At 55.9% G+C, this 26,088-nt stretch carries 21 protein-coding genes; 8 read left to right on the forward strand and 13 right to left on the reverse strand.

The window, feature by feature from the left end; genetic code table 11:
* The first annotated feature begins 17 nt into the window (after window positions 1-17).
* Entirely contained in the window at window positions 18-2,213 is a 2,196-nt protein-coding gene (locus IQ254_RS05760) for a caspase family protein (protein WP_193965217.1), read from the forward strand.
* 38 nt (window positions 2,214-2,251) lie between these two features.
* Here IQ254_RS05760 and IQ254_RS05765 read toward each other — a convergent pair whose 3' ends face one another.
* A complete protein-coding gene (locus IQ254_RS05765) occupies window positions 2,252-2,815 on the reverse strand; it encodes a hypothetical protein (protein WP_193965218.1) in 564 nt (187 codons plus the stop codon).
* 115 nt (window positions 2,816-2,930) lie between these two features.
* Between IQ254_RS05765 and IQ254_RS05770 the strand changes: the two genes are divergently transcribed.
* On the forward strand, window positions 2,931-4,205 hold the full coding sequence (locus IQ254_RS05770) for a cyclic nucleotide-binding domain-containing protein (protein WP_193965219.1): 1,275 nt from the start codon (window positions 2,931-2,933) through the stop codon (window positions 4,203-4,205).
* A 133-nt stretch (window positions 4,206-4,338) separates the two neighbouring features.
* On the opposite strand, the gene IQ254_RS05775 is transcribed toward IQ254_RS05770, so the two are convergent.
* Both IQ254_RS05775 and IQ254_RS05780 read right to left on the reverse strand, forming a co-directional pair.
* On the reverse strand, window positions 4,339-5,076 hold the full coding sequence (locus tag IQ254_RS05775) for a photosystem II repair protein Psb32 (protein WP_193965220.1): 738 nt from the start codon (window positions 5,074-5,076) through the stop codon (window positions 4,339-4,341).
* Window positions 5,077-5,218: 142 nt separating this feature from the next.
* Window positions 5,219-5,491, reverse strand: coding sequence for an Npun_R1517 family heterocyst differentiation transcriptional regulator (locus IQ254_RS05780; RefSeq protein ID WP_193965221.1), 273 nt, complete (start codon window positions 5,489-5,491; stop codon window positions 5,219-5,221).
* A 1,397-nt stretch (window positions 5,492-6,888) separates the two neighbouring features.
* Here IQ254_RS05780 and IQ254_RS05785 point away from each other — a divergent pair.
* The 4 genes from IQ254_RS05785 to hpsU all read left to right on the forward strand — a co-directional run bounded on the left by IQ254_RS05785 (window position 6,889) and on the right by hpsU (window position 10,644).
* Window positions 6,889-7,899: a fatty acid desaturase gene (locus tag IQ254_RS05785; protein WP_228040226.1), complete on the forward strand. Its 1,011-nt coding sequence runs from the start codon at window positions 6,889-6,891 to the stop codon at window positions 7,897-7,899.
* Window positions 7,900-8,045: 146 nt separating this feature from the next.
* Window positions 8,046-8,978: a glycosyltransferase family 2 protein gene (locus IQ254_RS05790; protein WP_193965223.1), complete on the forward strand. Its 933-nt coding sequence runs from the start codon at window positions 8,046-8,048 to the stop codon at window positions 8,976-8,978.
* A 56-nt stretch (window positions 8,979-9,034) separates the two neighbouring features.
* Complete coding sequence (locus tag IQ254_RS05795; RefSeq protein ID WP_193965224.1) at window positions 9,035-9,997, forward strand: glycosyltransferase family 2 protein; 963 nt, start codon at window positions 9,035-9,037, stop codon at window positions 9,995-9,997.
* A 23-nt stretch (window positions 9,998-10,020) separates the two neighbouring features.
* Entirely contained in the window at window positions 10,021-10,644 is a 624-nt protein-coding gene (hpsU, locus tag IQ254_RS05800) for a hormogonium polysaccharide biosynthesis acetyltransferase HpsU (RefSeq protein WP_193965225.1), read from the forward strand.
* Between the two features lie 21 nt (window positions 10,645-10,665).
* On the opposite strand, the gene IQ254_RS05805 is transcribed toward hpsU, so the two are convergent.
* The 10 genes from IQ254_RS05805 to pheS all read right to left on the reverse strand — a co-directional run bounded on the left by IQ254_RS05805 (window position 10,666) and on the right by pheS (window position 24,061).
* Window positions 10,666-11,904: a glycosyltransferase gene (locus IQ254_RS05805; protein ID WP_193965226.1), complete on the reverse strand. Its 1,239-nt coding sequence runs from the start codon at window positions 11,902-11,904 to the stop codon at window positions 10,666-10,668.
* The gene (locus IQ254_RS05810; protein WP_193965227.1) at window positions 11,901-12,596 is read right to left on the reverse strand and encodes a DUF5752 family protein; all 696 of its coding nucleotides are present in this window, start codon (window positions 12,594-12,596) and stop codon (window positions 11,901-11,903) included. The genes IQ254_RS05805 and IQ254_RS05810 overlap by 4 nt, the downstream gene beginning before the upstream one ends.
* 263 nt (window positions 12,597-12,859) lie before the next feature.
* Complete coding sequence (locus IQ254_RS05815; RefSeq protein WP_313887380.1) at window positions 12,860-14,416, reverse strand: trehalase family glycosidase; 1,557 nt, start codon at window positions 14,414-14,416, stop codon at window positions 12,860-12,862.
* Between the two features lie 32 nt (window positions 14,417-14,448).
* A complete protein-coding gene (gene treY / locus IQ254_RS05820; RefSeq protein ID WP_193965228.1) occupies window positions 14,449-17,265 on the reverse strand; it encodes a malto-oligosyltrehalose synthase in 2,817 nt (938 codons plus the stop codon).
* A gap of 73 nt (window positions 17,266-17,338) precedes the next feature.
* Window positions 17,339-19,171, reverse strand: a complete 1,833-nt coding sequence (gene treZ / locus IQ254_RS05825) for a malto-oligosyltrehalose trehalohydrolase (RefSeq protein ID WP_193965229.1) — start codon at window positions 19,169-19,171, stop codon at window positions 17,339-17,341.
* 293 nt (window positions 19,172-19,464) lie between these two features.
* Window positions 19,465-20,148, reverse strand: a complete 684-nt coding sequence (locus IQ254_RS05830) for a type 1 glutamine amidotransferase domain-containing protein (protein ID WP_193965230.1) — start codon at window positions 20,146-20,148, stop codon at window positions 19,465-19,467.
* A 517-nt stretch (window positions 20,149-20,665) separates the two neighbouring features.
* Window positions 20,666-21,331 carry a peptide-methionine (S)-S-oxide reductase MsrA gene (gene msrA, locus IQ254_RS05835; protein WP_193965231.1) on the reverse strand — a complete coding sequence of 222 codons (666 nt, stop codon included), beginning with the start codon at window positions 21,329-21,331 and terminating at the stop codon, window positions 20,666-20,668.
* 226 nt (window positions 21,332-21,557) lie between these two features.
* Complete coding sequence (locus tag IQ254_RS05840) at window positions 21,558-22,796, reverse strand: Zn-dependent hydrolase (RefSeq protein ID WP_193965232.1); 1,239 nt, start codon at window positions 22,794-22,796, stop codon at window positions 21,558-21,560.
* A 110-nt stretch (window positions 22,797-22,906) separates the two neighbouring features.
* On the reverse strand, window positions 22,907-23,032 hold the full coding sequence (locus tag IQ254_RS31990; protein WP_255526975.1) for a hypothetical protein: 126 nt from the start codon (window positions 23,030-23,032) through the stop codon (window positions 22,907-22,909).
* Window positions 23,033-23,059: 27 nt separating this feature from the next.
* On the reverse strand, window positions 23,060-24,061 hold the full coding sequence (gene pheS, locus IQ254_RS05845; RefSeq protein ID WP_193965233.1) for a phenylalanine--tRNA ligase subunit alpha: 1,002 nt from the start codon (window positions 24,059-24,061) through the stop codon (window positions 23,060-23,062).
* 102 nt (window positions 24,062-24,163) lie between these two features.
* On the opposite strand from pheS, the gene surE reads away from it, so the two are divergent.
* Both surE and IQ254_RS05855 read left to right on the forward strand, forming a co-directional pair.
* The gene (gene surE / locus IQ254_RS05850) at window positions 24,164-24,997 is read left to right on the forward strand and encodes a 5'/3'-nucleotidase SurE (protein ID WP_193965234.1); all 834 of its coding nucleotides are present in this window, start codon (window positions 24,164-24,166) and stop codon (window positions 24,995-24,997) included.
* Between the two features lie 226 nt (window positions 24,998-25,223).
* Complete coding sequence (locus tag IQ254_RS05855; protein WP_193965235.1) at window positions 25,224-26,075, forward strand: MBL fold metallo-hydrolase; 852 nt, start codon at window positions 25,224-25,226, stop codon at window positions 26,073-26,075.
* Window positions 26,076-26,088 lie beyond the last annotated feature (13 nt).

Genomic DNA, 26,088 nt, shown 5'->3' on the forward strand with positions numbered 1-26,088 from the left:
AGGATGCGATCAACTCGGTGAGACTAAATCGACGGGCATTTTTGCAGCAGACAACCCTGGCGCTGGGCGCGCTAGGGTTAGGTGGCACCACGCTGCTGACTACCGCCGGACAGTACCAGCAGGCCTTAGCAAAACCGGCCCGTCGAAAACTCGCATTGTTAATTGGCATCAACAACTATCCCGATCGGGCTCTGGATCCTGGCGTTGCCCAAGATGTCGTCCTCAAGGGCTGCCTGACCGATGTGGAACTCCAGCGACAGTTGCTGGTGCATCGGTTTGGGTTTCAACCAGTGGATGTTGTCACCCTGACGAATCAAGCGGCCACTCGAGGCGCTATCCTGGCGGCTATTGATGACCTGGTGCAACAGGCCCAGGTTGACGACGTGGTGGTGCTCCATTTCAGCGGTTACGGCAGTCAGGTGCGAGTCTTGCATGGGGGCCAAGACCCTGGCCTGGCCATTGCCTGGGTACCGGTTGACAGTCGTCTACCCAGTGAAAGTAATCCCGTTCTCGGCGATCTGCTAGAGGCTGAGCTGATTGAAAGTCTGCAAGGCCTGGCGACGCCTAACCTAACCACGGTCATTGATGCCGGTAGCCAGAATACCGGCTATTTGCGCTGGGGGAGTTCACGCGTGCGATCGCGACCCACTATGCCCACCGGCTCTCTCCCCTCAGATCTGCCCTTAAACCTATCGGCACCCTGGCCAGGGTTGCTCATTCGAGCCGCTGAACCTGGGGGATTGGTTCTTGAAAGCCCATGGGAGGGATTTAACGCCGGGATATTAACCTATGCTCTGACCCAAAGCCTCTGGGAAACCGAGTCCCCTACGGCCAACGTGCTATTGCAACGGATCATGCAGCGCACCAGAGGGTGGGTCGGGGCCGACCAACAGCCCGTCGTCATCAACCACTTGAGCTCCAGCGTTAGTGCTGCCGCCTATGGGCTGCCGGCCCAGCTGCCGATTGCAGCCGGGGTAGTCTTGCCCTCTAGTGACAATCGTCCCCTGGCCGTGTGGCTGGGCGGAGTCCCTTCTCTGGTGCTGCGCTACCTGCAGCCCGGATCGCAGCTAGTGGCCACGACCACCGCCGGGCAGACAGTGCCCCTGCGATTAGAGTCGCGTACCGGCCTCAAGGCCCTGGCCAAACCAGTCGAAGCCAGTACTCCACTCTTGACGTCCTTAGGGCAACAGCCGGTCTATGAACAGGTCCGGTTACTACCGGTCAGCATCGACCTGGTAGTGGCCCTCGACAGCCAGCTCAAACGGGTCGAACGGGTTGACGCCACCAGTGCCCTAGCAGGTATTCCATTAGTGACTTCAGTGACCGCTGGCGATCGGGCAGCTGACTGTCTATTTGGCCGCTTACCGGCTGGCCCGACCACTACCCTAACGGCGGCCCTACCCGGAGCTGCCGATACTATGCCTAAACCCAACGATCGCGTCACCGAGAGCAGCTATGGGCTGTTTGCTCCCAACCGTACCCTATTGCCCGGCACTATGTTGGCCAAAGAGGAGGCGGTAAAAACAGCGGTCAATCGCCTGACGCCTAACCTTCAGACCCTGCTGGCCCTGAAGCTGCTACGCCTGACTGAAAACCGAGCGGCCTCACAATTGGCGGCAGCAGCAGTGCTCGAAACCGTACAGCCCAAACGCCAGACTTTGCTAGTGCAGACAACCGATCGCAGCGGCTCAGCCGCTTGGCCACCGGTCATTCGTCAGGCCCAAAAGGCGGTCACCAAACTCAAGCCCCTGCGCCTCGCCCGCGATAGTCGCATCGGCTATCACCTGGCTAACGTCTCTAACCAGACCCTACACTTACTGTGGATGAGCTTTGACAGTCGGGGAGAATGCACGGCTTTAGTGACTCTGCCCGGGGATACTACCGTCGAGGGAGCTGACGTACCTGAGAAAGCCACTCCGCTAGATCCCGGTAAGACCCTTGCCCTCCCAAACGATGGCCCAGGTTGGGCTATGCCTGGGGCCGCCACCTGGGTGGAATCCTACGTGGTGCTCAGTGCCCAACCTCTGAACCAATGCCTGGCGACCTTGGGGGGCAATCTGCCGACGACGGCGACAGGCTTTCGCTCAGTGGCCCAGCCTCTGCAGCTGGCCCAGGCACTGCTGCAAGATCTCAGTACCGGTGACGTCACAGATACCTACGCCCTGCACCACGATCGCTGGGTCGCGCTGAGCTTTCGCTACGAGATTACCTAGATCTTGGTCCACAGATCTTGGCTCACATCGCCGACGATTTATATCAATAGCAAACCCAAAGCACCGCCAAGCGCTAAACCCAGCACATTGGTTGCGATTAAAACAATGCTGGTTGTGCGTCCTGAGTAGCGGCGCAGCAACTGATCGCCCAGGGCCGTGACGGCCAGACTACACAACACCGCTAGCCCCACCGCAAAGCAGCTATAGAGCACGATATCGACCAATACACTGGTGAGCGTTAAGTCATTGAGGTTATCAGTGCCTAGGTGGTTAAGGGCAATCGACAACATTGCAGCCATCACACTGCCGCCTATAATGCTGCCCAGCACCAGCAAGTTAGCCGTCAACCATTGAAACCGCTGAAGTGACCGTGGTCCAGCCAGAGCGCCCCCTTGCAGCACAGTCGCCGCTAACGCCCCTAGCCACAACCAAGAGGCCTCTGATAGGGCGGTTAAAATCAATCCGGCCGCAGCATAGAACAGCCCGCACAGCAGCCAGAGTCCCCCAAAGGAGCGGCGGCGAGATGAGGCAGTGCCCCCTACCTTGGCTTGTCGGGGACGATTGGGATCAGGGGAACGACGACGCTGGGTGGGTAGAGTCATAGCAGTGACAATGGTAAGCGCTAAAAATTCCCTCAGCTTTAGTTTGCCAGGAAGCGGAGCATTGTGCAGTACCCTGGTCATCATGCCCGGCTATTGCACTCCCGGCATTGCGATCATGAGCCTTCAATTTGCTGCGCTAGTTCAAGGATTAGTGGGGGCCTCTAGTTTACTCGTAGGGGCCGTACTCGGTATTGCCTGGCGCCCGGCGCGATCGCTAACGGCCGCTATTATGGCCTTTGGTAGTGGCACCTTGCTCTCGGCGATCGCCTTTGACATTACTCTCCCAGCCTATACCCGCAGCGGTTTCTGGCCCCTAGTCGTGGGTTTCTCCCTGGGCGGCACCCTATTTAGCGTGATCGTCACCTATATCGACAACCAGGGAGGCTTCATTCGCCACCCATCCTCGTCGCGGCGCTTTCTCTACCACCATCGCCAAGACGAAGCCTCAGAAATACTCAACCGCATCGGCCATATCGAGGTGCTCCACAGCCTCTCTCCGGGAGAGATGCAGGCCATTATTCCGCTCCTGAAACCCCTCAGAGCTGAAGCTGGCACAGTGCTGTGCCAGGAAGGGGCCCCTGGCGACTCGATGTTTTTAATCGTAGAAGGCGAAGCCGATATCCTGAAAGGGCCGCAGCGACTAGCGGCCTTGGGCGCTGGAGAAATCTTTGGCGAGATGGCCCTCCTCACTGGCGAAGAGCGATCGGCCACGGTGCTCGCCAAAACCCCCATGGAACTCTACGAGTTAGACAAGGCTGACTTTGACGCCATGCTCACCTACGCACCCCAGCTATCCAGCGGGCTGAGCCGTATTCTGGCTCGGCGTCTGCGGGAGACCAATCAATCGACCGCCAAACCAGCCCTAGTGGATGACGACCAGTGGCGGCGGCAGGTGCTCGACAGTGTTGAGGTCGATATTCCGATTTCAGAGCAACAGTTTAAGGAACTGGCCCAAAGCTCAGCCCCTCTAGCCATTTTAGTTGGCACCCTGATCGACAATATTCCCGAAGCTCTGGTCATTGGCTTTCACGCTGGCGTTGGTCACACCGGCGCATCATTTCTGATGGCAGTGTTTATCTCCAATATTCCAGAGGCCATGTCAAGCTCTATTGGCATGCGTCAGGCCGGTACGTCCTCCCAGCGCATCCTAGCCCTGTGGAGCGGAGCCGTATTACTCAGCGGCCTAGCGGCCATGGGGGGCAGCCTGATGGTCAACGTCGCTTCAGAATGGATGCTAGCAGTCGCTCAGGCCACCGCAGGAGGAGCTATTTTGGCAATGATTGCCAGTACCATGATGCCTGAAGCCTATGAAATGGGTGGCGGATCAATCACTTTTTCTACGATTGCCGGTTTTTTGGTCAGCTTTTGGCTGGCCTCGTCGGCACTTTAAACCCATTTATTGTGAGCTCATTTATTGTTGCAGGTAAGTCAAGCCATACTTGCCGCTAGGCTGAACGAGGGATGGGCCCCATGCCCAGAGGCGAATCGAAGAATCTGGCTGCCAAGCATCGCTCACTCAGGCGCTAATTGCCAAACCCGGCATACCAGAAATAAGTTGCCATCGGAATCACCGTTGCCAGCACTAGCAACACCACGAGGATAATCGTCGTGTTGCCGCGATTTTCAGCAGTTTCCTGAGCAGTCGCAAAGGTGCCTTCGCTGTCAAAGGAGTCATCAAAGGCTGGTGGCCCAGGATCTGTCTGACCACTGAGTACTGCCACCAGGCGATCGCTCGCCGACAAAAATGACTGGTTATACTTATCCCCTTCTAAAAGAGGATAGAGCACTGTTTCTTGGGCTACGCTAGCGGCGATATCTGAAGTCAGCATTGTAGCCGCTTGATCGCCCACACGAATCCCTACGGTCTTAGTCACTTCATCCAGCACCAGCAGAGTTTGGTTGGCCTGGTCTTCCGGCGTTGGATACCAACGCTCAAATAACTTATCTGTGAAGGTTTGAACCGTTTCACCATAGTCAAAGTGGTGCAGGGTCACTAGGCGAACCTCATTACCCGTTGCCGACGCTAAGCCACCTAAGCGACCCGAGATTTTAGTCTCGTTAATGCGGCTAATGATGTTGGCCTCATCGATAATCCAGGTCGCCTCCCCAGCTGCTACTGTCGGCATCTGAAATACAGCCAAGGCTGCGGCTGGTGCCACCCCCAACCCGTTCACCAGCAGCAACAAGACCAAACCTAAAAAGCCGCTCCAGCTGATTTGAATGAAGCGAGCGAACCCGTGTTGTGAGGAGTGACTGTTCATAGACCTGGACTAAAGCAACTACTGGGCTTAGAGCAGTTTATTTAGTTCTGCGCTAAGCCCTTATTAATACCAATATACGAGGCTTAGAGCTGCGAGGGAACCAGGTCTACTCAGGTTGCTGCACAGTTGCATAGGCATCCCCTCAGGCAGAAGGGAGATTGCGTAGGCGAATCAGCTGCCGACGCATCAGCGGCGAAGCGGCGATTTCAGAGACCTCGCAGACTTCTATCTGAGCCTCTATTTGCTCGACAAATTCATCACTGCCGTAGGAATAGGCATCAATCAACTGTTCAAGGAGCTGGTCGCGATCGACCATGACATGGCTCTCTTCTAAAATCCGGAATTTGAGCGTGATCGCACATTCATAGACACCAACTTGAGCATTAACCGACGGATGGGGTGCAGACGTAGCCATAGTCAAAGGTATACTCCCTAGCTAGATATAAGTCATCGCAGAAGACTGGGGGCTAGAGGATTCGTCCTGCCAGGGGCTTGCAAGAGCATCAAGGCTGGAACTAAGCCAGCGAAAAAATGATGCGATCTCTATGATGACAATCAGGTTACCCACTCTTGGAGACCGCTGCACCTACGCCTAGACATTGGCAGCGGCCATCGGATGAGTTCCCTATATGTGATCTAACCAAGAAACATCGACACCGCTGATTTTTAGCATCCGTTTTCACAGGATTGACATAATCTGATGAGGCCAAGATTAATGCCGTTAAGGCCTATCCGTACATTTGCAGTGAAGGTTATTTTTTTTATACTTTTCATTTTTCTTGAAACCGAGACCAGGTTTTTTTAGGCGCTCTCTAAGCTGGCTATCTCAGTTCAGAGCCCTTGTATAGAGGGCTGATCGCGGATCAGCTAGCACACTGAAAAGCCAATTTCCTCAACCATTCGCGTAACTGTTTTAGGTTAGTCACTGATACCTAGAGCAACTTCAAAGCCTATCTAAACCATTTAGTACAGGCGCGTCAAATGGGCAATAACACCTTATCAGCTCCGTAGTCTACGGAGTTCATAAGGTGTTATAGCGAACTCATAGAATGGGAATTCTCGGATGCAAACTAGCCCACTGTTAACGATTTAAAGGGAGTACCTGCCACGGGAGCCGAGATGTCAGGAGAGAATTATTACTGCGGTCATCAGACATCAACCACAGACCGGTCAAGTGAAGTCGATGGCAGCCCTGTAATGGCCTAAACAAAAGCTCACTATAGGACTGTTGATCATCGTCTCTTGACCAAATGCTTAAGATTCGACCGTATGGTTAAGGGAATGGATCCTTTGGTTGTGGCCATGCCTAGCCCTTTCCAACCGCTCCAAGAGACGTTTAAGACCTTGACCCATCCTTGCCGTTGACACTAAGTCCTTGCCGTTGCCACTAAGTAGGAGCATTACGACCCATGCCGTCGGCTGGGCCGTGATTTGCTACAGCGGCGGATTGCTATCGGTATGGGCTACAAAACACCTGAGTTTGGCTGCTGTCCTGAGGGCGATCACTATAGGCCAGTTCGCCGTCCCAGTCTTGGCCACGGGCGACTGGCATGGTCTTGAGTGAATTGGCCAGCGCTATATTTTTGGCTGCGATCGCAGCTCAGCCACTGAGTATTTTCTAAAAGAATAGAATTTTATTCTATAAAAAGTTAAGCTATGTAACGCCCATTCATAATTGCCTCGTCTTGATCGATAGAAGGCGTCTGGGCATTGATCCTTAATGGTTAAACTGGTACCTGCGTGCAAACAGATCGTGTTCCTCAACGGGCGAAAGACGAGACGCTTTCAGCCTATGTTCGCTCAGCTGAGGAGTTGACCTTTACCCTTCAAGATCTCAAAGCGGCTATTCCCGACTATTGTTTTCAGCCATCTGCTCTGAAATCCCTCGCCTATTTCTGGCTCGATCTTGGCATTATCGCTGGGCTCTATGCGATCGCCCATAGTCTCAATTCCTGGCTATTTTTCCCTATTTTTTGGCTGGCTCAGGGCACCATGTTTTGGGCGTTGTTTGTGGTCGGCCATGACTGTGGTCACGGGTCTTTTTCGCGCTACCGATGGCTAAATAACCTGGTCGGGCACCTAGCCCATACGCCGATTTTGGTGCCATTCCACGGCTGGCGCATTAGCCACCGCACCCACCATGCCAATACCGGTAATATCGACACGGATGAGAGCTGGTACCCGATCGCGGAGTCAACCTACCGGGCCATGCCCTGGGTTCAAAAGATGATTCGGTTTTATGGGCTGTTGTTTGCCTACCCGTTCTACCTATTTTTTAGATCTTCGGGACGGAGCGGATCGCACTTCCTGCCTAGCAGCCAGCTGTTTCGCCCATCGGAGCGAGGGGATGTGCTGGTCAGCAGTCTGTGCTGGTTGGCCATGGTTTTGGGGCTCGTCGGCTTGGGTATCAGCCAGGGATTTATTTTTTTGGTGCAGTACTATATTGGCCCTTACCTGGTGTTTGTGATATGGCTCGATCTGGTGACCTTTTTGCACCACAGCGAGCCCGATATTCCATGGTATCGGAACGAAGACTGGTACTTTCTCAAGGGGGCACTGTCAACCATTGACCGTGACTACGGGTTGATTAACCCCATTCACCACAACATTGGTACCCACGTCGCCCACCATATTTTCTCAACCATGCCCCACTACCATCTGAAAGCGGCTACTGAGGCCATTAAACCGATTTTAGGCGACTACTACCGCTGCTCTAAGGAATCGGTGTGGACGAGCTTTGCCCGGTCATACTGGGCCTGCCACTACGTACCGGATCAGGGGGCTAAGGTGTATTACCAGCCTTACCCTCGCCATAGTCGATAGCTCGGCTTAGGCGATGACAGCTCTATGGCTGAGATAGTCTTGAGACTTAAATGGGCATCTTAGGATCATTGCGGGTCTAAGTTGCCCATTTTTTAATGGTGGGCAGGAATAGGTCTTTTAGCAGCCTGGTGGTAGTGGTGTTGGCTATGGCTCAACCGTTTATGTCAGCGATTATTTGCACCCATAACCGGGCTGGTTATCTGGGGGCCGCGATCGCCAGTGTACTGGGGCAAACCTATACCAACTATGAGCTGATTGTGGTCGATAATGCCTCCACCGACGATACCCGGGCAGTGGTCGAAGGCTATCTGCCCCACCCGCAGTTAACCTATATCTATGAAGGCAACCTGGGTCTCTCAACGGCGCGCAACCGGGGCGCTGCGCTCGCCCAGGGCGAGATTCTAGCCTACCTCGATGACGATGCCGAGGCCTCGTCCGAATGGCTGAAGGCGCTGGCCGTGGCCTTTGAGCAGCATCCGCAGGCGGCGATCGCAGGCGGCTATATCAGCCTGGTCTGGCCCCCTCACAGAACTCCCCCCGGTTGGTTATCATCGACTTTAGCCGAGAGCTTAGGGGCCTACGATCTAGGCTCAACCATTCAAACCATTACCAACCCTGGCCAGACTCCGAGGGGGCTCAACTACGCGGTTAAAAAGGCGTTTCTCACCACGGTGGGGGGCTTTGATCCTCAGCTCGGGCGGGTGGGCAATAACCTGCTGTCTAACGAAGAACTGCACCTCACCCAGCAGGCTCTGGCCGCAGGCTATGAGGTTTTATTTGTGCCCCAGGCCCAGGTCGCCCACAATGTTGCCCCAGAGCGGCTGCACCGGGGCTGGTTTTTGCGCCGCAGCTGGTGGCAGGGCATTAGCGAATGCTACCGCGAGCAGCTGGCCCAGTCGTTTACCCTAGGGCGAGTACGCGGGCGAGGCATGAGTTTGCTGCGGGGGCTTGGCAAAGCCCTGCGCCACTGGTCTGACCCGGCCCTACGGTTTGAAAATTTGGTCTACGCCTATGGACAGCTAGGTTACTTGACCAGTTGCCTAAACTACCTCCGGCCCCGCCCTGGGGCTGGCTCTTAGGTGACTGCGGCCCGCAGTGTTCGCTAACGCAATCCCCCTGTTGAACAGAATTCACTATGGCTACCCCCTCTCCCAAAATTCCCATCTCGGTGCTGATTCCCGCTAAGAATGAGGAGCAAAACCTACCCGCCTGCCTGGCCAGCCTGGAGCGAGCTGCAGAGATTTTTTTAGTGGATTCTCACAGCAGCGATCGCAGCATAGACATTGCCACCGCTGCCCGGGCCAAGGTGGTGCAGTTTGATTTCAACGGCCACTGGCCCAAGAAGAAGAACTGGGCCCTTGACAACTTGCCCTTTAGTCACGAGTGGGTTCTCATTGTCGATTGTGACGAGCGCATTACCCCCGAGCTGTGGGACGAGATTGAAACCGCCATCCAGCAGGACAATTTCGACGGCTACTATCTCAATCGGCGGGTCTTCTTTTTGGGCACCTGGATTCGTCACGGCGGCAAGTATCCCGACTGGAACCTGCGCCTGTTTCGCCATCGGGCAGGCCGCTATGAAAACCTGCAAACTGCCGATATCCCCAATACCGGCGACAACGAAGTCCATGAGCATGTGATGATCGATGGCCCGGTGGGCTATCTCAAACACGACATGCTACACGAAGATTTTCGTGACCTCTACCACTGGCTGGCTCGCCACAACCGCTACTCAAACTGGGAGGCCCAGGTCTATTACAACCTATTGACGGGCATGGGCGACGGCGGCACGATTGGCGCGAGTTTGTGGGGCGATGCGGTGCAGCGCAAACGGTTTCTTAAGAAGATTTGGGTACGGCTTCCTTTCAAGCCTCTGCTGCGGTTTTTGATCTTCTATGTGCTTCAACTGGGTTTTTTGGATGGCCGGGCAGGCTATATCTATGGGCGATTGCTGAGCCAGTATGAGTACCAAATTGGAGTCAAACTGTTCGAGCTGCGACAGTTTGGTGGCCAGCTCAATGTCGCCCCCAAAAATGGAAAACCCGCAGCTCAGCCAGAGGTTAACTCTGCTATGGTTTCGGTAGAATCGGCCCCGTAGAATTCCTGCGATCGCAGCTGGCTATGACCGTCCCCCCTTGTTCTGCTTCTGATTCGTCCCCCGACCTGGAGGATACTGCTGCCTGGGTACAGCTCGATTGCTATGATCAATCGTGGTATCAACCAGGGCGACCTAAGGCGGTGATTTTGCTGTGGTGGCTCCTCCAGGCGATCATCTTTCCCCTCACGCTCCACGCTGCTCACGGGCCCAGGCGCTGGCTGCTACGTCGCTTTGGGGCCACTGTGGGCAAAGGCGTAGTCATTCGCCCGACCGCTCGGTTCACCTACCCCTGGCATGTCACCCTGGGCGATCACAGCTGGATTGGCGACGATGTAGTGCTCTACAGCCTGGCCCCGATCACCATTGGTCAGCACTGTGTCATTTCCCAGAAAAGCTACCTCTGCACCGGCAGCCACGACATGGGCGACCTGCAATTCGGCCTGGAAATAGCTCCGGTGGTGATTGAAAACGGAGCCTGGATAGCCACCGACTGCTTTGTGGCCCCGGGGGTGACGGTGGGGGCAAACACTGTGGTGGGCGCGCGCAGCAGCGTATTTAAGTCGCTGCCCCCAGGACAAATATGCTACGGCAACCCCTGTCGCCCGGTGGCCCCGCGCCCGAGGAGCATGGCCAGTCCGCAGCCCTAGTACCGCTGACTTAGCCCCGACTTAGCTCAGTTCCAGGCGATCGCCGCCACCGTAGAGGAGCGAAACCATCAGGGTCATGTACTCCCGCAGGTGACGGGTGAGCAAAAAGTTTTCTCGCACCAGCTCTCGGGCCTGATGGCCAAATTCGGCGATTTTGTCGGGCTGATTGAGCAGATAGCGAATCCGCAGAGCGGCTCCTTCGGGGGTATTGACCAAAAAACCGGTGTGATAGTTCACCACCTGGAGACGAATGCCGCCGGTATCGCCTCCAATCACGGGCTTCCCCTTCCACATGCCCTCGGTGACGGTGAGGCCAAACCCCTCACGGGTAGATTTTTGCAGCACAATGTCGGCCCCTCGCTGGAGGGCGTTGATAGTGCGGTGGGCATCCGGGGGCAGCATCAAGATATGAATATCGGGGTCGTGGTTGGCCTCGGTTTTGACCTCTTGCAGCACCAGAGCGCCTTCGGGGTCATCGGTGGCGCTGCCCCCCGCCAGCACCAGCTGGAGGTCTGGGTGAAATTTGGTGGCCATTTTGTAGGCTCGAATCACCCCAACCGGGTCTTTGAAGCGATCGAACCGCGACACCTGCACCACCAGCGGTCGGTCGGGGTCAATGTGAAACTCTTGCAGCACCTGTTGCACCTCGTCGTTGTCGAGGGAGCAATTTTTCTCGCTGAGGGGGTCGATGCTGGGGGAAATAATGTATTCCGGGTGGGGCAGAGCCTGGGCGAAGGTCGGTAGCGAAAAGATACTGGCCTCGTAAAGTTCGATGAACGGGCGCAAGAACTTCCACACGGGTCGGTAGGGATGACTGGCATCGATGTGACAGCGCCAGATCCAGTGGCCCTGGCGGTTGGGACAGAGGGAGAGCTGAGGAGCGGGCTGGGGGTCGTGGATAAAGACAAAATCGGCGTCGGTCAGGTGCGATCGCAGCCGCTCGGCGTTGTCTCGGTTAATTTCCTCATAGTGCGTCAACAGCTCCTGGCTAATGGGTACCGGGTTACCCTGTAAAGCATTGTGCATAGCCTTAGTGCACTGAAAAAAGGGCTCATCGCCGGTAATCACCTGCCAGTGGCTCTCTAAACCCAGCTCCCGCATGAGCGGCACCAGCTTGGTCAAAATTTCGGCCACTCCACCGCCGATTTTGGTGGAATTGACATGTACCACCGATTTGCCCTGGAGCGGCTGAGCCAGCTGCTGGAGTTGATCAATCACGTCATCCCCAACGATCTGAGCATAGTGATCCAAAATGCTCATGGGCGTTCCCTCGGACAGTAGCGCTCAAAGGTTTTCGCCAGTTGCTGACGGATGGTGGTGAGGCTGTTGAAGTAGGGATCAATGGCGGCCAGGTGCTGGGCCAATTCGGCATAGCGATCGCCCCAGCAGGCCAGCCAAAAGCAAAAATCGTCCTGGCTGGTCGGCAAACGACGCCGGGCATCGATGAAGTGGTAAAAAATACTGCTGGTTGACAGGTGCGGAATGAGCGTGATCAGCTCTTCGGGCTGCTGGATCCGTTTGGCCGTATCAAACACCACGATGGTGGAGCGGATAAACTCGAAGGGTTCGGTGGCCAAGACCCAGCGCAGGTATTCTTGCTCATCTAGGCGCTCAGCGATCACCTCTAGTAATTCCTGCCGCAGGGCCTCTAAATCGCCATAGTCATTGGGGTCTACCATGGCCAGACGCTCGGCCAGGGTGTCGTCGTGTAATCCCCGTCGGGCCCAGGAGGCAAAGTGGTTGTTGTACTCCCGCACATCGAAGTGGGGCTCTAGCAAACTGCCCCACACATGCAGGTAGATGCTGTCGGTATCGATGGTTGTGAGATGGGTTTGCAGCTCTTTGAGGGTCGTGGCTTTTTTGCCCGTGGCGATGGTCAGTAGGGCGCAGTCTTTAATGGCAAAGGCGTCTGCTGCCACTGGCGGACAGAACGGGGCAACCGCATTAGCCATAGGCCAGACCTCCTGGGAAGATGACATCGCTGTAGTTCAACCCTATCGAATCGGGTCTGCAATGCCATGGGCCATTAGCATTTCGATAGCCTTGTCAAGCCTTCTCAATAAATGACGAGGGAGTGCAGCCAGGCCAGCCAGCTCAGGCAGGAATTCAGCATGTAGGAGCCAGAACCCAGGAGGGCCGTATATTCTGGCTCCTGACGCCTGCTCCAGAGACAATTCCCTATCTCACGCTGATCGCTATGGTGGCCTAACCCCTTTTAAGCTGCTTGCTCAGCCCAGGTCTGGGGGCGCTGCTCCAGCATCCAGAGAAACTCAGACACCACGCCGTTAGTCCAGCCAAAGCCGATTTCGTTGGAGCTGTAGCCAAACTGAATTTCGTCGGAGACATTGGCGGAACAGCGCTCGACATCATACTTTTCTAGGAGCGTGCCGGTTTTCTCAAACTCCTGCACCACCATATGCACAAATTTAGTGGCGACTCGGTGGGCGTCGTCAGTGTAGCCGCTGCGGGCTAGCCCGCCCACTGCAAACCACTGCAAGGGAGCCCAGCCAAAGGGCGCATCCCACTGGTTACCCGATGTATGGGTGCTGGTGAGCAGGCCGCCCTCGGCCTCAAATTTCTTCAGGTTATCGACTACCCGCCGCGCCTGGTGAGGCGACGCAATGCCCGCCCAGAGTGGCATAAAGGTGGTGACGAACTCGTAGGGACGGCGCTGACCAGTGTGGGGGTTGTAGTCAAAGTACAGCCCCGCTTCGTCATCCCATAGATATTGGTCGATTAGCTGGTGGCGATGCTGGGCCCGAGTCTGCCAAATTTCGGCTTCCCAGCTGCGACCCAGCATGCGATAGAACTCGGCCATATCCTGCTCCATCTGATAGAGCAGCACGTTGAGGCAAACCGGAGCGTAGTGGATGATGTCGGCGCTGAAGGGGCCAAACCGATTGGTGATGTCGAAGCCCGACTCGCGCATGGAGCGATCGCCCTGGTAGTAGAGCTCGGTGAGCTGGTCGGTCTCAGCGTCGTAGAACAGGCTGACGTCGTAGTCGTCGATGGGGTGCTCGCGGAAATATTCCCGCACCCGATCGTAGTGGGTGCGACCGGCTTCATCTCGCTCAGAACTCTCCACCTCGGGGGCCGGACCGTGGCCCAGGGCGTGGTAGTGGGAGAGCCCGGTGACGGGGCTAAAGTGGGGCGGCACCATCCAGTAGTAGTAGTAGCGCTCGAGCACCGGCAGCAGGCTCTGGAGCCAGTCGGTATCGCCCGTGTGCTGAAACACGGCCATCACCATCAGTGAGAGCACTGGCGGTTGGGAACGGTTGAGCATGTAGGTGCGGTTGGCGTTGAGCACGGTGCCGTAGTGCTGCACCTGGTAGATGAACTGGTCTACCATGCCCTTGGCCATCAACAGCTCCTGATCTCGCAGCAGCCCCAGCAAAATGAAGTAGCTATCCCAGCCGTACATTTCGTTGAAGCGACCGCCGGGCACTACGTAATCGTGGGGTAAATACAGCAGCCCATGATCGGTGATCTGATCGTAGTCAGCAGGCAGCACCCGCAATTCGATTTGGGCAAATTCTTCCGGGCTGAGTACGGCCAGCAGGGCATCTTCCACGGTGTAGCGATCTTCCTGGGCCGATATATAGAGCGGCCAGGGCGTGCCGGGAGTATGCTCGATTTTTTCGTCTTGGGCCGCCTCTAGCACGTGGCTGAGCGATCGCGACAGGGTCTGCCAGGAGGTTTTGATATAGGCACGAACAGCACGAATCTGCCAGGGCGTCAGCTCGCTGGCAGGCGAGAGAGCAGATATTTTCACTGGTTACAAATCTTATTTCCTACTCCAATAGCTTATCCTTTAGACGCGGTAACGAGTAAGGCTACGGGGAAGATTTGCAGAATCTTGGCGATTGGCACCCTGGGCTGATCGCGATGCTTTACATCGGTGAGGGCGTCTTGCCAGGGGCCGTTGAGGTTGGTCGGCAGCACCAGGGCCGTATCGCCCCAAACGGTTTTGCCGCAGGGGTTTTGCTCAGGGGTGATGAGGCCAGTGAGAAAGCGAGGCACAATGGCGATCGCAGTTTGCCCCTGGTAGGTTCTGGCAAAGGCCACCATGTGCTCGGCCTGTTCCCCCTCGACTGCAATGGGCTGGTAATCGCCCTGTTCGAAGACGGCTCGATACCGCTGGCGGGCTGCCAGGGTGCGGGTGATCAAAAACAGCTTGAGACGGCCATCGTGGCGAGTGGCCCTGAGATCACCCAGCAAACTCTTGAGGTCGGTTTGGCAGCGGCGCTGAATCTCCTGCAAAAACGAGAGGCGATCGCTGTAATTGACCGGACGGCGATTGTCGGGATCAACCAAACTAAAATCCCACAGTTCGCTGCCCTGATAGAGATCGGGCACCCCAGGAACGGTGAGTTTGAGCAGGGTTTGAGCCAGGGAATTGTAGATGCCGTACTCGGCAATTTTTTGCTGAAAGGGTCGAAACTCCGCCAAAAACTGGTTGGGCTTGGAGTCATCGAGGATCCGTTCTACAAAGGTGACGAAGCCCGCTTCGTACTCTTCGTCGGGGCGTAGCCAGGCGGTGTAGACCTTGGCTTCGCGCACTGCTTTTACCACGTAGGCTTTGATGCGCTCAACAAAAGCGGAGTAGTCTTGGGGGTTGGTTTCAAAGGGAAAAGCCCCCACTAGAGTCTGATAGAGAAAATATTCATTGTTGGGGTCAGGGATAGTCCGCTTTGGGGTGACCAGCTTGCAGGCCTTGTTGAGGGTTTGCCAGCGCTGCACCTGCTGATCCCATTCTGCGGGGATTTCTGACAGGACGTTGAGCCGGGCTCGGACATCTTCGCTGCGTTTAGTATCGTGGGTCGAGGTAGCGTTGAGGGTGTGGGGCCACTGGGCCAGTTGCCGCTGGTTAAACTGATGAAATTCTTGGGCGGTGACTCCAAAGATGCCGGGATTGCCCCCCACTTCGTTGAGGGAGATGAGGCGGTTATAGACGTAGAACAACGTGTCTTCGACCCCCTTGGCCATCAGGGGCCCAGAGAACTGCTGAAACCGCATGGTAAAGTGCAGCCAGGCGGCCTGATCCTCTGGGCTGAGCAGGTCTTCGTAGTCGAGGGTGAGCACCTTTTCGATAAAGGACAGCTCGTTTTGCAGCTGGGGGATATGCCGTTGGGCCTGGGCGATCGCCTGCTGGATGTAGGCGCGATCGCGATCGCTCACTCCATCCTCGTTGATATAGGTGCAGTACACCGGAAACTGCACCAGCACCTCCAAAATGGCCTCACGCAAACCGCTGAGGGTGAAGTCGCGACCATAGCGATACCGACCGGCCAGGCCTTTGAGCAGATGGCCCAGATTATCGACGTCGCCTACCAGGTTGGTGGCAGCGATCAGCTGTTTTTTGTTGGTTACCCAGGCCTCATAGTCTGGGGTTTCAGCCACCTGACGGCTATAGATAGCATCAAAGGCTGCGGCATTGGCCCGCTGGCAAAACAGGCCGTTGACCTGGTTCAAAAAGTCATAGCCGCTTGTGCCTTGAATGGGCCAATCCTCGGGTAAGGTTTCATCCTGCTCAAGAATTTTTTCTATCACTACATAGACGTCTTCGCCACACTTGGTGCGCAACCGTCGGAGGTAGCGTTCGGGGTTGTAGAGACCGTCGATGTGATCGACCCGTAGTCCTTGAATCTGTCCGGTTTTTACGAGATGGGCGATCAACGAGTGAGTCTTTTGAAAGACTTTGATATCTTCGATGCGCAGACAGATCAGTTCGTTGACGGTGAAAAAACGGCGATAGTTGAGTTCCTCTGCCCCCACTTTCCAAAAGGCGAGACGAAAAAACTGATCGGCTAACAGTTTGTCGAGTAGATCGTAGCGATCGCTGCTGGTGGTGTCGGTTTCGCCATTAAACAAAGCCAGATTGTGCTGAATAAACTCCTGCACGGCGGTGTCGCTGGTGTAAAGCTCCCAGAGCAGCTCCTTAATAAATTGAGCCTGGTCTTTGCGCTCCCGCCCGGTGGTTTCTTGGGTCAGATTTTTGAGCATGTAGAGAATGCCCAGCAGCTTAATAAAGTCTGGATGGCTGCGGCCTAGGGCACGGGCAAGGCGATCCAAATCATGGTTTAAAAACCCGGCGTAGGACTCAATGCGTAGCGGAATCCAGAGGCTGTAATAATTTATGGTCAGGCCGTCTTCGTCGTAGTCGAGGGTGAGCTCACCCCGCTCTAGACAACGGCCATAGAAGTCGCCCAACAATGGCGTTAGCAGCTTGCCCTTAAAGTCATCGAAGGGATGTTCCCACTCCACATCAAAAAAGTCGCTGTATTCCGAATAGGGGCCATGTTCCAGAATGTCTATCAAGAAAGGGTTTTCGCTGTCGTAGGCCATGTGGTTGGGCACAATGTCCTGTAGCCAACCCAGTCCATGGTGCTGCACCGTTTCGATCAAGGCGTCAAACGCCGCTGGCCCACCCAACTCGGGGTTAATTTGGGTGGGGTCAACCACGTCATACCCATGGGTGCTACCCGCCCGCGCTTTAAAGATGGGGGAGGCATAGATGTCTGAAACCCCCAGCGCCTGAAGATAGTCGACAATGCCCTGGGCCGCCTCGAAACCGAAGGCTGGGTTGAACTGAAGACGATAGGTTGCGGTAGGAATGCGCATGGCGAGTCCAAAACGGAGGTAATGATGCAATTAACCGGAGCTTCGATCGGCGGTGGGCAACTCTCTGCCTGAATTAGGTCACTCCGTACAGGGTAAAACTGAGCGGCGACAGCTCTAGGGACTGCGCTGCGGTAATTTTCTCTGGTAGCGCAGAGCCCGGGCCACTCCACTCGACGGCAGCGGAATCAAATTTCAAAACCCAGGGCTGGTCGGGGTGGGGAATATCAATCGTGTTAGGAGCCGGGCTCAGGTTCATCAGGCACAGCAGCAGCCCGTTGGCCATAGCCCGCTGATAGACGATCACCTGCTGGTCGTCGTCGCTTGTAATCGCGATGTCTCGGGAGTAAGAAGGGGTACCCAGTTTGAGCTGCCGTCGCAGTTCGAGCAAATGCTGGTAAAACCGCAGCAGCGTTTGGTGCTGACCCTCTTGGCGCAGGTGCCAGTTCAGCTTAGACATCTCAAACGTGGCTACCTCGTGGGCCGGGGCTGGTTCCCCAAACCCATGGGCTGCTCTAAACTCGCGCTTTCGTCCTTCATAAACGGCTTTGACCAGGTCTGGATCGCCGTGGCTAATGAAATACTGGAAGGGCGCGACCTCGCCATATTCTTCGCCCATAAACAGTAGCGGTATGTAGGGGGAGGTCAGGAGAACTGCCGCTGTCAGCTTGAGGGCCTCAAAGGGGACGAGCTTGGAGAGGCGATCGCTGCCTTTGGCATTGCCAATCTGGTCGTGATTTTGGGCGCAGACAATAAACTGGTGGGAGGGCAGCGCGGTGGCCGAATTGCCGTGCCGTCGCCGACGAAAGGGGGAAAACTTGCCGCTATAGATAAAGCGATCGCGCAGGGATGTGGCCAGATTTGTGCAGGTGCCAAAGTCCTGGTAGTAGCCGTAGCGTTCACCTGTAATCACCGTGTGCAGAGCATGGTGAAAGTCATCGCACCATTGGGCCTGGAGGGCAAACCCACCCTGCTCAACCGGGCGAATAATCCGGGTGTCGTTGAGATCGCTTTCGGCGGTGAGGTATAGAGGTTTGCCCAGCTGGTCTGACAGGGCAGCGATCGCCGCCGCCATTTCTGCCAGGATATGCTCGGCACTTAAATCATAGATGGCATGGATGGCGTCGAGGCGCAGCCCATCGATATGGAATTCGCGCAGCCAGTACAGGGCGTTTTCAATGCAGTATTGCCGTACCCTGTCGCACCAAGCGTCGTCGAAGTTGATGGCACTACCCCAGGGCGTGCGATATTTCTCGGTGGTATAGGGGCCATACTGGCCAGTGTAGTTGCCCTCGGGGCCGAAGTGGTTGTAGACCACATCTAACATCACCGCCAGGCCCTGCTGGTGGCAGGCATCCACTAGGCTCTTGAGGCCCTCAGGCCCACCGTAGGAGCTTTGGGCGGCAAAGGGAAACACGCCATCGTAACCCCAGTTGCGATCGCCCGGAAACTGCGCCACCGGCAGAATTTCGATCGCGGTAATGCCCAGAGCTTTGAGATCAGGGAGGCGGGCAATCGCCGCTGCGAAGGTGCCCTCGGGTGTAAAGGTACCAATATGTAGCTCATAGATAACGTAGTCTGGCCAGGGGATATTGCTCCATGCGGCGTCGCCCCAGCCATAGGCACTGTGGTCAACTACGGCAGACGGCCCGTGCACTCCCTCAGGCTGATAGAAAGAGGCCGGATCGGGAAAACTGTCAGCCTGGTTAAGGCGATAGCGATAGTGAGTGCCTGCGGTCACCCCGCTGACGGTAGCCGACCAGTAGCCGCCATCAATGGGCTCCATGGGGACAGCCGCCGGGGTTGCCTCCAACTCTAGATCAACGGACGTGAGTTCAGGCCCCCAGACCGTGAATTGGCACTGCCCATTCTGCTGTAGGATAGCTCCAATTCTTGCATCTAACGTCATTGCAACGCCCCTCAGCTCAGATAGGAAGTTGATCAGCAGCCTTATCCTTATGCTTCATAAAGCTACCAAAATGGGTTTATGTCAACTATCTCCTTGAGTCAGACGTTAACTAACTTCCCTCAACGAGTGCATCCAACGAGGAGGCAACGGTGTTAGGCTGGCTGACCTGATGCTGTGGTTTAGCACGATTGATAAGCAGCTAAACATGACAGCCTGGCAAGATCCAGCAATCAGACAGCACTGTCTCCCCTTGGAACAGAGGTAGCGTTGAGTTTCCGACTGCTGGGGCAACCCTATTTATGGCCAAGATGATCTAATAGCGCTATTGCGCTCTGCTCCGAAGAAGCGGGGTTTTGTCCAGTGATTAACAAACCGTCGCTGACCACGTGGGGCTGCCAATCTGCCGCTTTAGAGTATTTGCCGCCATTCTGTTTCAGCATGTCCTCTACTAAAAAAGGGACTACTTCAGTCAGGCCGACAGCCGCTTCTTCAGTGTTGGCGAAACCAGTTACCTCCTTGTGGTTGACTAGGGGTGAGTCGTCAGCACCTTGGGGATGACGCAGCACCGCTGGCGCGTGGCACACCGCTGCGACAGGTTTACCGGCACCATAAAATGCCTCAATGAGAGCAATGGAGTGGGCGTCTTCGGCCAAATCCCACAGAGGACCATGGCCCCCAGGATAAAAGATCGCGTTGTAGTCATCGGCAGACACACTGGCCAGCACAGCTGTGTTGGCTAAGGCAGTTTGGGCATCAGAGTCTTGCCGAAAACGCTGAGTGGCCTCGGTCTGAGCATCGGGCTGATCACTTTTAGGGTCTAAAGGAGGGTGTCCGCCCTGGGGAGAGGCCAGGGTAATTTGAACCCCGGCATCTTTGAAAACGTAATAGGGGGCGGCAAACTCCTCCAGCCAAAAGCCCGTTTTTTGGCCGGTGTCTCCCAGCTGATCGTGGGAGGTCAAGATCATCAAAATCTTCATGGTCGGTCTTGGTAGTGATGGTCAAGCAATCGACAGACTCAACGTTGGAGCATGGTTAGGATCTAATTTCGCCGCAGCTGTAAAGGTAGGCAGACGGGAAAATTTCCTAGTCATACCAAATCCGAATCCCATAACCCCGATCCCCAAAAGGTATAACCGTAGGGTGCATTCGCGGCTACACCCCCGTCCGGCAGTCCTCTGACTGCTTTGATTAGCCGCAATGCACCACTGGGGAATCGGGAATAGCTAATCAGGATTTGGTATCAGACATCAATTTTAGCGATCGCAATGACCTTAGCCTACGGAGTCGAGGTTAGCTCTAGCCTCAACCCCCAGATATAAATCTATCGACGAGCTAAATCAGCGTTGACAATTTGTTGGGCTGCGATCGCACCTCGAAGCAACCCTACCGCCGGGTAGCGTCACATATTTTCAGCTGTAGCGCCAGTGTTGTCCAACTACAATTGTGGCCTCACGCCATGCCGATACGAAAAGGCTAGCCCAGGGTGCCTCTGCCCTAGTGCTCAACCGCTAGACCCACGGGGCAGGCGACATTCGTTCCCCCCAACCCACAGTAGCCTCCAGGGTTTTTAGCCAGGTACTGCTGGTGATAGGCCTCGGCGTAGTAATACTCCGGGGCATCCAATATTTCAGTCGTGATCGGGCCATAGCCCGATGCACTCAGCGCCTCCTGATAGGCTTGTTTTGATGCTTCGGCCAGCTGACGCTGGGCCTCGGAATAAACGTAGATACCCGAGCGATACTGAGTGCCCACATCGTTACCCTGACGCATGCCCTGGGTGGGGTTGTGGTTTTCCCAAAAGGTTTTGAGCACTTGCTCATAGCTCACCACCGCCGGGTCAAACACGACCTGCACTACTTCGTTATGGCCAGTGAGACCCGAGCAGACCTCCTGGTAGGTGGGGTTGGGGGTATACCCAGCGGCATAGCCGACCGAGGTGGCATAAACCCCTTCTAGCTGCCAAAACTTGCGTTCGGCTCCCCAAAAGCAGCCCATACCAAAGAGGGCGATCTCCATGCCAGCGGGGAAGGGAGGCGTCAACGGATTGCCATTGACGTAATGCTGATCGGGCACAGGCATTGATGTAGCCCGACCCGGCAGTGCATCGCTGGGAGCGGGCATTTCAGATTTTTTGCCTTTGCCTAAACCGAAGAAAACCATAGGGATTGTTGCAGCTTGTATAGGAGCACTAGCTAAACTATAGCGCCAACACCTAAACATGTCCTGACTGGATATAGGCGGCGATCCGAACCGCTTGCAGCTTCGCCCTGGGCCTAAAGGAACGTGTTAACCAGATAAAAAACGCCTGGAACGCTTTATTCCAGGCACTGGTGAATCTTAGGGATGTTGAAGCGAATTAGAGAGAATAGCCGCCCCTGCTGCCCAATTACTGATAGTAGCGATCGAGGCGCAGCACCGTCTCTAGCAGCACATTGGCCCCGTTGACGCATTCTTCAGGGGTGGTGTACTCCACCTCTGAGTGGCTGAAGCCGCCCTCGCTGGGCACAAAAATCATCCCCATATCGGTAAAACGTCCCATCTCTAGGGCATCATGGCCCGCGCGACTGGGCATGGGCATATGGCTCAAGCCAAAGCGATCGCTGACCTCAGCAATAATCGATTGAATGTGGTCGGCAGCCGGGCTGGGGGCGACATCCAGCTGAGGCACCAGCTCGATAGTGGTGCCGGTTTCCCGGGCAATTAAAATCAGTTCTTCTTTGAAGTCGTTGATCAAATCATTGATGACATCCTGGTTGAGGTCGCGCACATCGAGGCTGCACTGCACCTGGCCGGGCACGATGTTATCGGCATTGGGCCACACCTGCAGGGCACCCACCGTAGCTACCTGGTGGCCGGGGGGACGCTTACCCAAACGATTTACCGTCAGCACCACTTGAGCGGCTGCCACCAGGGCATCCTGTCGGTAATCCATGGGGGTGGTGCCAGCATGGTTAGGCCGACCCTTGATGTGAATCTGGTAGCGCTGCATGCCGACAATGCCTTGCACCACGCCAATTTGCTTTTGGGCCGTTTCGAGGATGCCGCCCTGTTCAACGTGGAGCTCAACGAAGGCACAAATATCATCGCGGGTGCGGGCCGAGAGGGACAGTTCTTCCCAGTTTCCGCCGGCGCCATCGATACAGGCATCCATGGGCCGACCGTCTTTGCGGTGGTAGCCAGCCGCATCTAGGGAGGCGGTGCCAGCCATGGCGCGACTGCCGATCATGGTGTCTTCTTCGTCGGCAAAGACAATTACCTCAAACGGGTGGTCGAGGGTGATGTCGTTTTCTTGCAGGGTGCGGGCGACTTCGATGCCAGCCAGCACGCCCAGGTTGCCGTCAAACTTGCCGCCACAGGGCACAGTGTCGATGTGGGAGCCGGTGGCGATCGCCGCTGCCTTGATCCGCCCAGGCCGTCGCCCAATTAAATTACCGGCGGTGTCAATACAGACGCTCAGTCCCGCTTCTACCATCCACCGTCGCACCAGCTCGCGCCCTTGCAGGTCTTCTGTGCTAAAGGCCAGCCGCCGAATACCGCCGTTCTCTAGCTGCCCGATCTGGGCCAAATCATCAATGCTCTGGTTGAGCCGTCGGCCGTTGATACCAAGGGTTTTTAAGAGAGCCATAGGTCCTTTGTGAGGGGAGTTAAATGAAGAGATGAAACGCCAACTCCAGAAAACGTTACAGACCATCATAAACTGTGACGTCTCTGTATACAGTTCATTGTATACAGAGTTTAAGGCCGATATTGTTTGACAGAAACCTTTTCGCGCTTGAGTGCTACAGGGCGTTGCTGATTCCAGGCATGATTGAGGGGCAGTTCCGGCAAATCATCTTTTACCTCAGCAACGCCAACCAGCATGATGCTGGTAAAGCTGCGTTCACAGCCCTAAAACTGCTGCAAAAAGCGCAGATCGCTGCTGTAGAGGCGACGAATATCGTCGATCTGGTGCTGTACCATAGCTAGGCGCTCGACGCCCAGACCCGCCGCAAAGCCGCTGTAGATCTCGGGGTCATAGCCGACAGACTTGAGCACGTTGGGGTCGATCATGCCACAGCCCAGTACCTCCAACCACTTGCCCTGCCACTCTACATCCACCTCCGCCGAAGGCTCGGTAAAGGGAAAAAAGCTGGGCCGAAAGCGCACCGGAATTTCGCCGTAGAGGGCTTCGAGAAAGACCTTGATGGTGCCCCGCAGGTCGGTGAAGGTGATGTCGGTATCGACCGCGAAGAACTCGATCTGGTGGAATACCGCAGCGTGGGTGGCATCGACGGTGTCACGACGGTAGCAGCGGCCGATGGCCACTGCCCGCAGCGGTGGCTCGTTAGCCTGCATATAGCGGATCTGGGTATTGGAGGTGTGGGTGCGCATCAGGTGGCCGTTGGGCAGATACAGCGTATCCTGCATGTCGCGGGCCGGGTGGTCGGGCAAAAAATTGAGCGCTTCGAAGTTGTAGTAATCGGTTTCGATCTCGGGGCCATCGGCAACGGTATAGCCCAGACCCACAAATATATCGACAATGCGATCGATGATGCTGTTGATGGGGTGAACTCGACCCTGGGGCCGAAAGATACCCGGCATGGTGACATCAAGGGTTTCGGTGGCCAGTTGGGCTTCAATTTTGGCGGCTTCAAGGGCGGTTTTACCCTGGTCTAGCTGGGTCTGAATCAGTTCTTTCACCTCGTTGGCCAGGGCCCCAATGCGCGGGCGATCTGCAGCAGAAAGTTTGCCCATGCCGCCTAAGACCTTCGAGAGCTGGCCTTTTTTGCCCAGGTAGCCGACCCGTAGCTGCTCCAGGTCTTCTAGGGTGGTAGCAGCGGCGATCGCGCCCTGGGCAGCCTCCTTCATGGCCATCAGGTCAGTTTCGAGGGAAGTGGGTGCGGCGGTCATTCTAAAGGTAAGGTGCAACGACAATGGGTGGAGTAGATTTGCCCTGAGGGCTAAGCTGAGCGCTCTAGGCTTTGATTATTTTAGTGCGGCGGGGGAACAGTCATGAACATTCTGATCAGCAATGACGACGGTATTTTTGCTCAGGGGATGCGTACCCTGGCGACCACACTGGCAACAGCGGGACACCAGGTGACAGTGGTGTGCCCCGATCGCGAGCGATCGGCCACGGGCCACGGCCTGACCATGCACAAGCCGATTCGAGCCGAACTGGTGGAGTCGGTATTCAAAGCCGAGATTCAGGCCTGGAGTTGTTCAGGCACCCCCGCCGACTGCGTCAAGCTGGCCCTGGGGGCGCTGATGGCAACCCCCCCAGATATTGTGGTGTCAGGCATTAACCATGGGGCCAACCTAGGCAACGATGTGGTCTACTCAGGCACCGTCTCGGCAGCCATGGAGGGAGTCATGGAAGGGATTCCATCAATTGCCGTGAGCCTGACCAGCTTTACCCAAAAAAGCTTTGCCCCCGCCGCTGACTTTATTTGTGACCTGCTGGGCGATCGCGATGGCCACCGCTTCTCTGCCGGAGCGCCCCTGCTGCTCAACGTCAACGTGCCAGCCGTGGCAGCGGCGGAGATCAAAGGCGCTAAAATCACCCGCCAGGGCATTCGCCGCTACTTCGACCAATTTGAAAAACGCGTTGACCCCCGCGGCAAAACCTACTACTGGCTGGCGGGAGAAGCGATTGAAGCGATCGAAGACCCACTGCCCCATCAAGGCTGGCCAACCGACTTGAAACAATCTTTAAAAGCCATCCCCACCGATGTGCAGGCGATTCACGAGCACTACATCTCGGTGACGCCGCTCCAGTACAACCTCACCGCCCTGGGCGACCTGATCGATTTAGCCAGCGGGCGGCGATCGCTACTGCCGACATAGGCTAAATCGATCGCACCTACCAGAGGGATCTTGTTCCGGTTCAGGGCAGACTAGGATGAAGTAACTAGCAACTTGAGTTTCTAGCGGTGAGGTGGTTGACCCACCCTGATCATTTTGAGCAGAGTTCATTACCATTAGAAGCATCTCAGGTTAATGCTTTACCCCAAGGCATATCTAGAACCCCTATTAGCTTGATGTTCCACGCTTTCCCAACCTCGAGAGATCCATGGCTGAGCTTACCGAGCAGTTTTTAGTCCGGTTCTGGGGCGTGCGTGGAAGCGTTGCCTCCCCAGGGTCGTCTACGGTGCGCTACGGCGGCAACACCTCTTGCATTGAAATGCTAGTTGGGGGGCATCGGCTGATTTTTGATGGCGGCACCGGTCTGCGTGAACTGGGCAATGCCCTATTGGCCGAAATGCCGGTCGAGGCCAATCTCTTTTTTACGCACTCCCATTGGGATCACATCCAGGGGTTTCCGTTTTTTTCACCGGCCTTTGTGCCCGGCAACCGATTCAATATTTATGGAGCCGTTGCCCCAAACGGATCGACCATCGAGCAACGGCTCAACGATCAAATGCTGCACCCCAACTTTCCGGTGCCGCTCCAGATTATGGGAGCCGACCTCAAGTTTTGTGACATTGAAGTGGGTGAAACCCTTCATCTCGGCGATATCACCGTCGAAAATGCCCTGCTTAACCACCCCGGTGAATCGGTGGGCTACCGGGTCACTTGGCAAAATCATGTGGCCGCCTATATCACTGACACCGAACATTACCCCGATCGCTTAGACGACAATGTGGTGTGGCTGGCCCGCAATGCCGACGTGATGATCTACGACGCCACCTATACCGACGAAGAGTACAACGATCCAAAATCGAGCAAGGTGAGCTGGGGCCATTCCACCTGGCAAGAGGCGGTGAAGGTGGCCAAAGTGGCCGACGTCAAAACCCTGGTAATTTTCCACCACGACCCCACCCACAATGATGACTTTATGGATCAAGTTGCCGTCCAAACTAAAGCGGCTTTTCCAGGAGCAGTGGTGGCCCAAGAAGGCATGGTGATCGATCTGACCACCTGAGCCCAACGGGGCG

Origin of the sequence: Nodosilinea sp. LEGE 07088 (assembly GCF_015207395.1) — a bacterium.
Classification (GTDB): domain Bacteria; phylum Cyanobacteriota; class Cyanobacteriia; order Phormidesmidales; family Phormidesmidaceae; genus Nodosilinea.

Bases quoted from the DNA above. Each gene is read 5' to 3' on its own strand.
- IQ254_RS05840 (WP_193965232.1), bottom strand. From the start codon at position 22,796: ATGGCTCTCTTAAAAACCCTTGGTATCAACGGCCGACGGCTCAACCAG.
- IQ254_RS05790 (WP_193965223.1), top strand. From the start codon at position 8,046: ATGGCTCAACCGTTTATGTCAGCGATTATTTGCACCCATAACCGGGCT.
- IQ254_RS05780 (WP_193965221.1), bottom strand. From the start codon at position 5,491: ATGGCTACGTCTGCACCCCATCCGTCGGTTAATGCTCAAGTTGGTGTC.
- IQ254_RS31990 (WP_255526975.1), bottom strand. From the start codon at position 23,032: ATGCTGGTTGGCGTTGCTGAGGTAAAAGATGATTTGCCGGAACTGCCC.
- IQ254_RS05795 (WP_193965224.1), top strand. From the start codon at position 9,035: ATGGCTACCCCCTCTCCCAAAATTCCCATCTCGGTGCTGATTCCCGCT.
- IQ254_RS05770 (WP_193965219.1), top strand. From the start codon at position 2,931: ATGAGCCTTCAATTTGCTGCGCTAGTTCAAGGATTAGTGGGGGCCTCT.
- IQ254_RS05775 (WP_193965220.1), bottom strand. From the start codon at position 5,076: ATGAACAGTCACTCCTCACAACACGGGTTCGCTCGCTTCATTCAAATC.
- IQ254_RS05830 (WP_193965230.1), bottom strand. From the start codon at position 20,148: ATGAAGATTTTGATGATCTTGACCTCCCACGATCAGCTGGGAGACACC.
- surE (WP_193965234.1), top strand. From the start codon at position 24,164: ATGAACATTCTGATCAGCAATGACGACGGTATTTTTGCTCAGGGGATG.
- treZ (WP_193965229.1), bottom strand. From the start codon at position 19,171: ATGACGTTAGATGCAAGAATTGGAGCTATCCTACAGCAGAATGGGCAG.
- IQ254_RS05810 (WP_193965227.1), bottom strand. From the start codon at position 12,596: ATGGCTAATGCGGTTGCCCCGTTCTGTCCGCCAGTGGCAGCAGACGCC.
- IQ254_RS05855 (WP_193965235.1), top strand. From the start codon at position 25,224: ATGGCTGAGCTTACCGAGCAGTTTTTAGTCCGGTTCTGGGGCGTGCGT.
- IQ254_RS05765 (WP_193965218.1), bottom strand. From the start codon at position 2,815: ATGACTCTACCCACCCAGCGTCGTCGTTCCCCTGATCCCAATCGTCCC.
- msrA (WP_193965231.1), bottom strand. From the start codon at position 21,331: ATGGTTTTCTTCGGTTTAGGCAAAGGCAAAAAATCTGAAATGCCCGCT.
- treY (WP_193965228.1), bottom strand. From the start codon at position 17,265: ATGCGCATTCCTACCGCAACCTATCGTCTTCAGTTCAACCCAGCCTTC.
- hpsU (WP_193965225.1), top strand. From the start codon at position 10,021: ATGACCGTCCCCCCTTGTTCTGCTTCTGATTCGTCCCCCGACCTGGAG.
- pheS (WP_193965233.1), bottom strand. From the start codon at position 24,061: ATGACCGCCGCACCCACTTCCCTCGAAACTGACCTGATGGCCATGAAG.
- IQ254_RS05805 (WP_193965226.1), bottom strand. From the start codon at position 11,904: ATGAGCATTTTGGATCACTATGCTCAGATCGTTGGGGATGACGTGATT.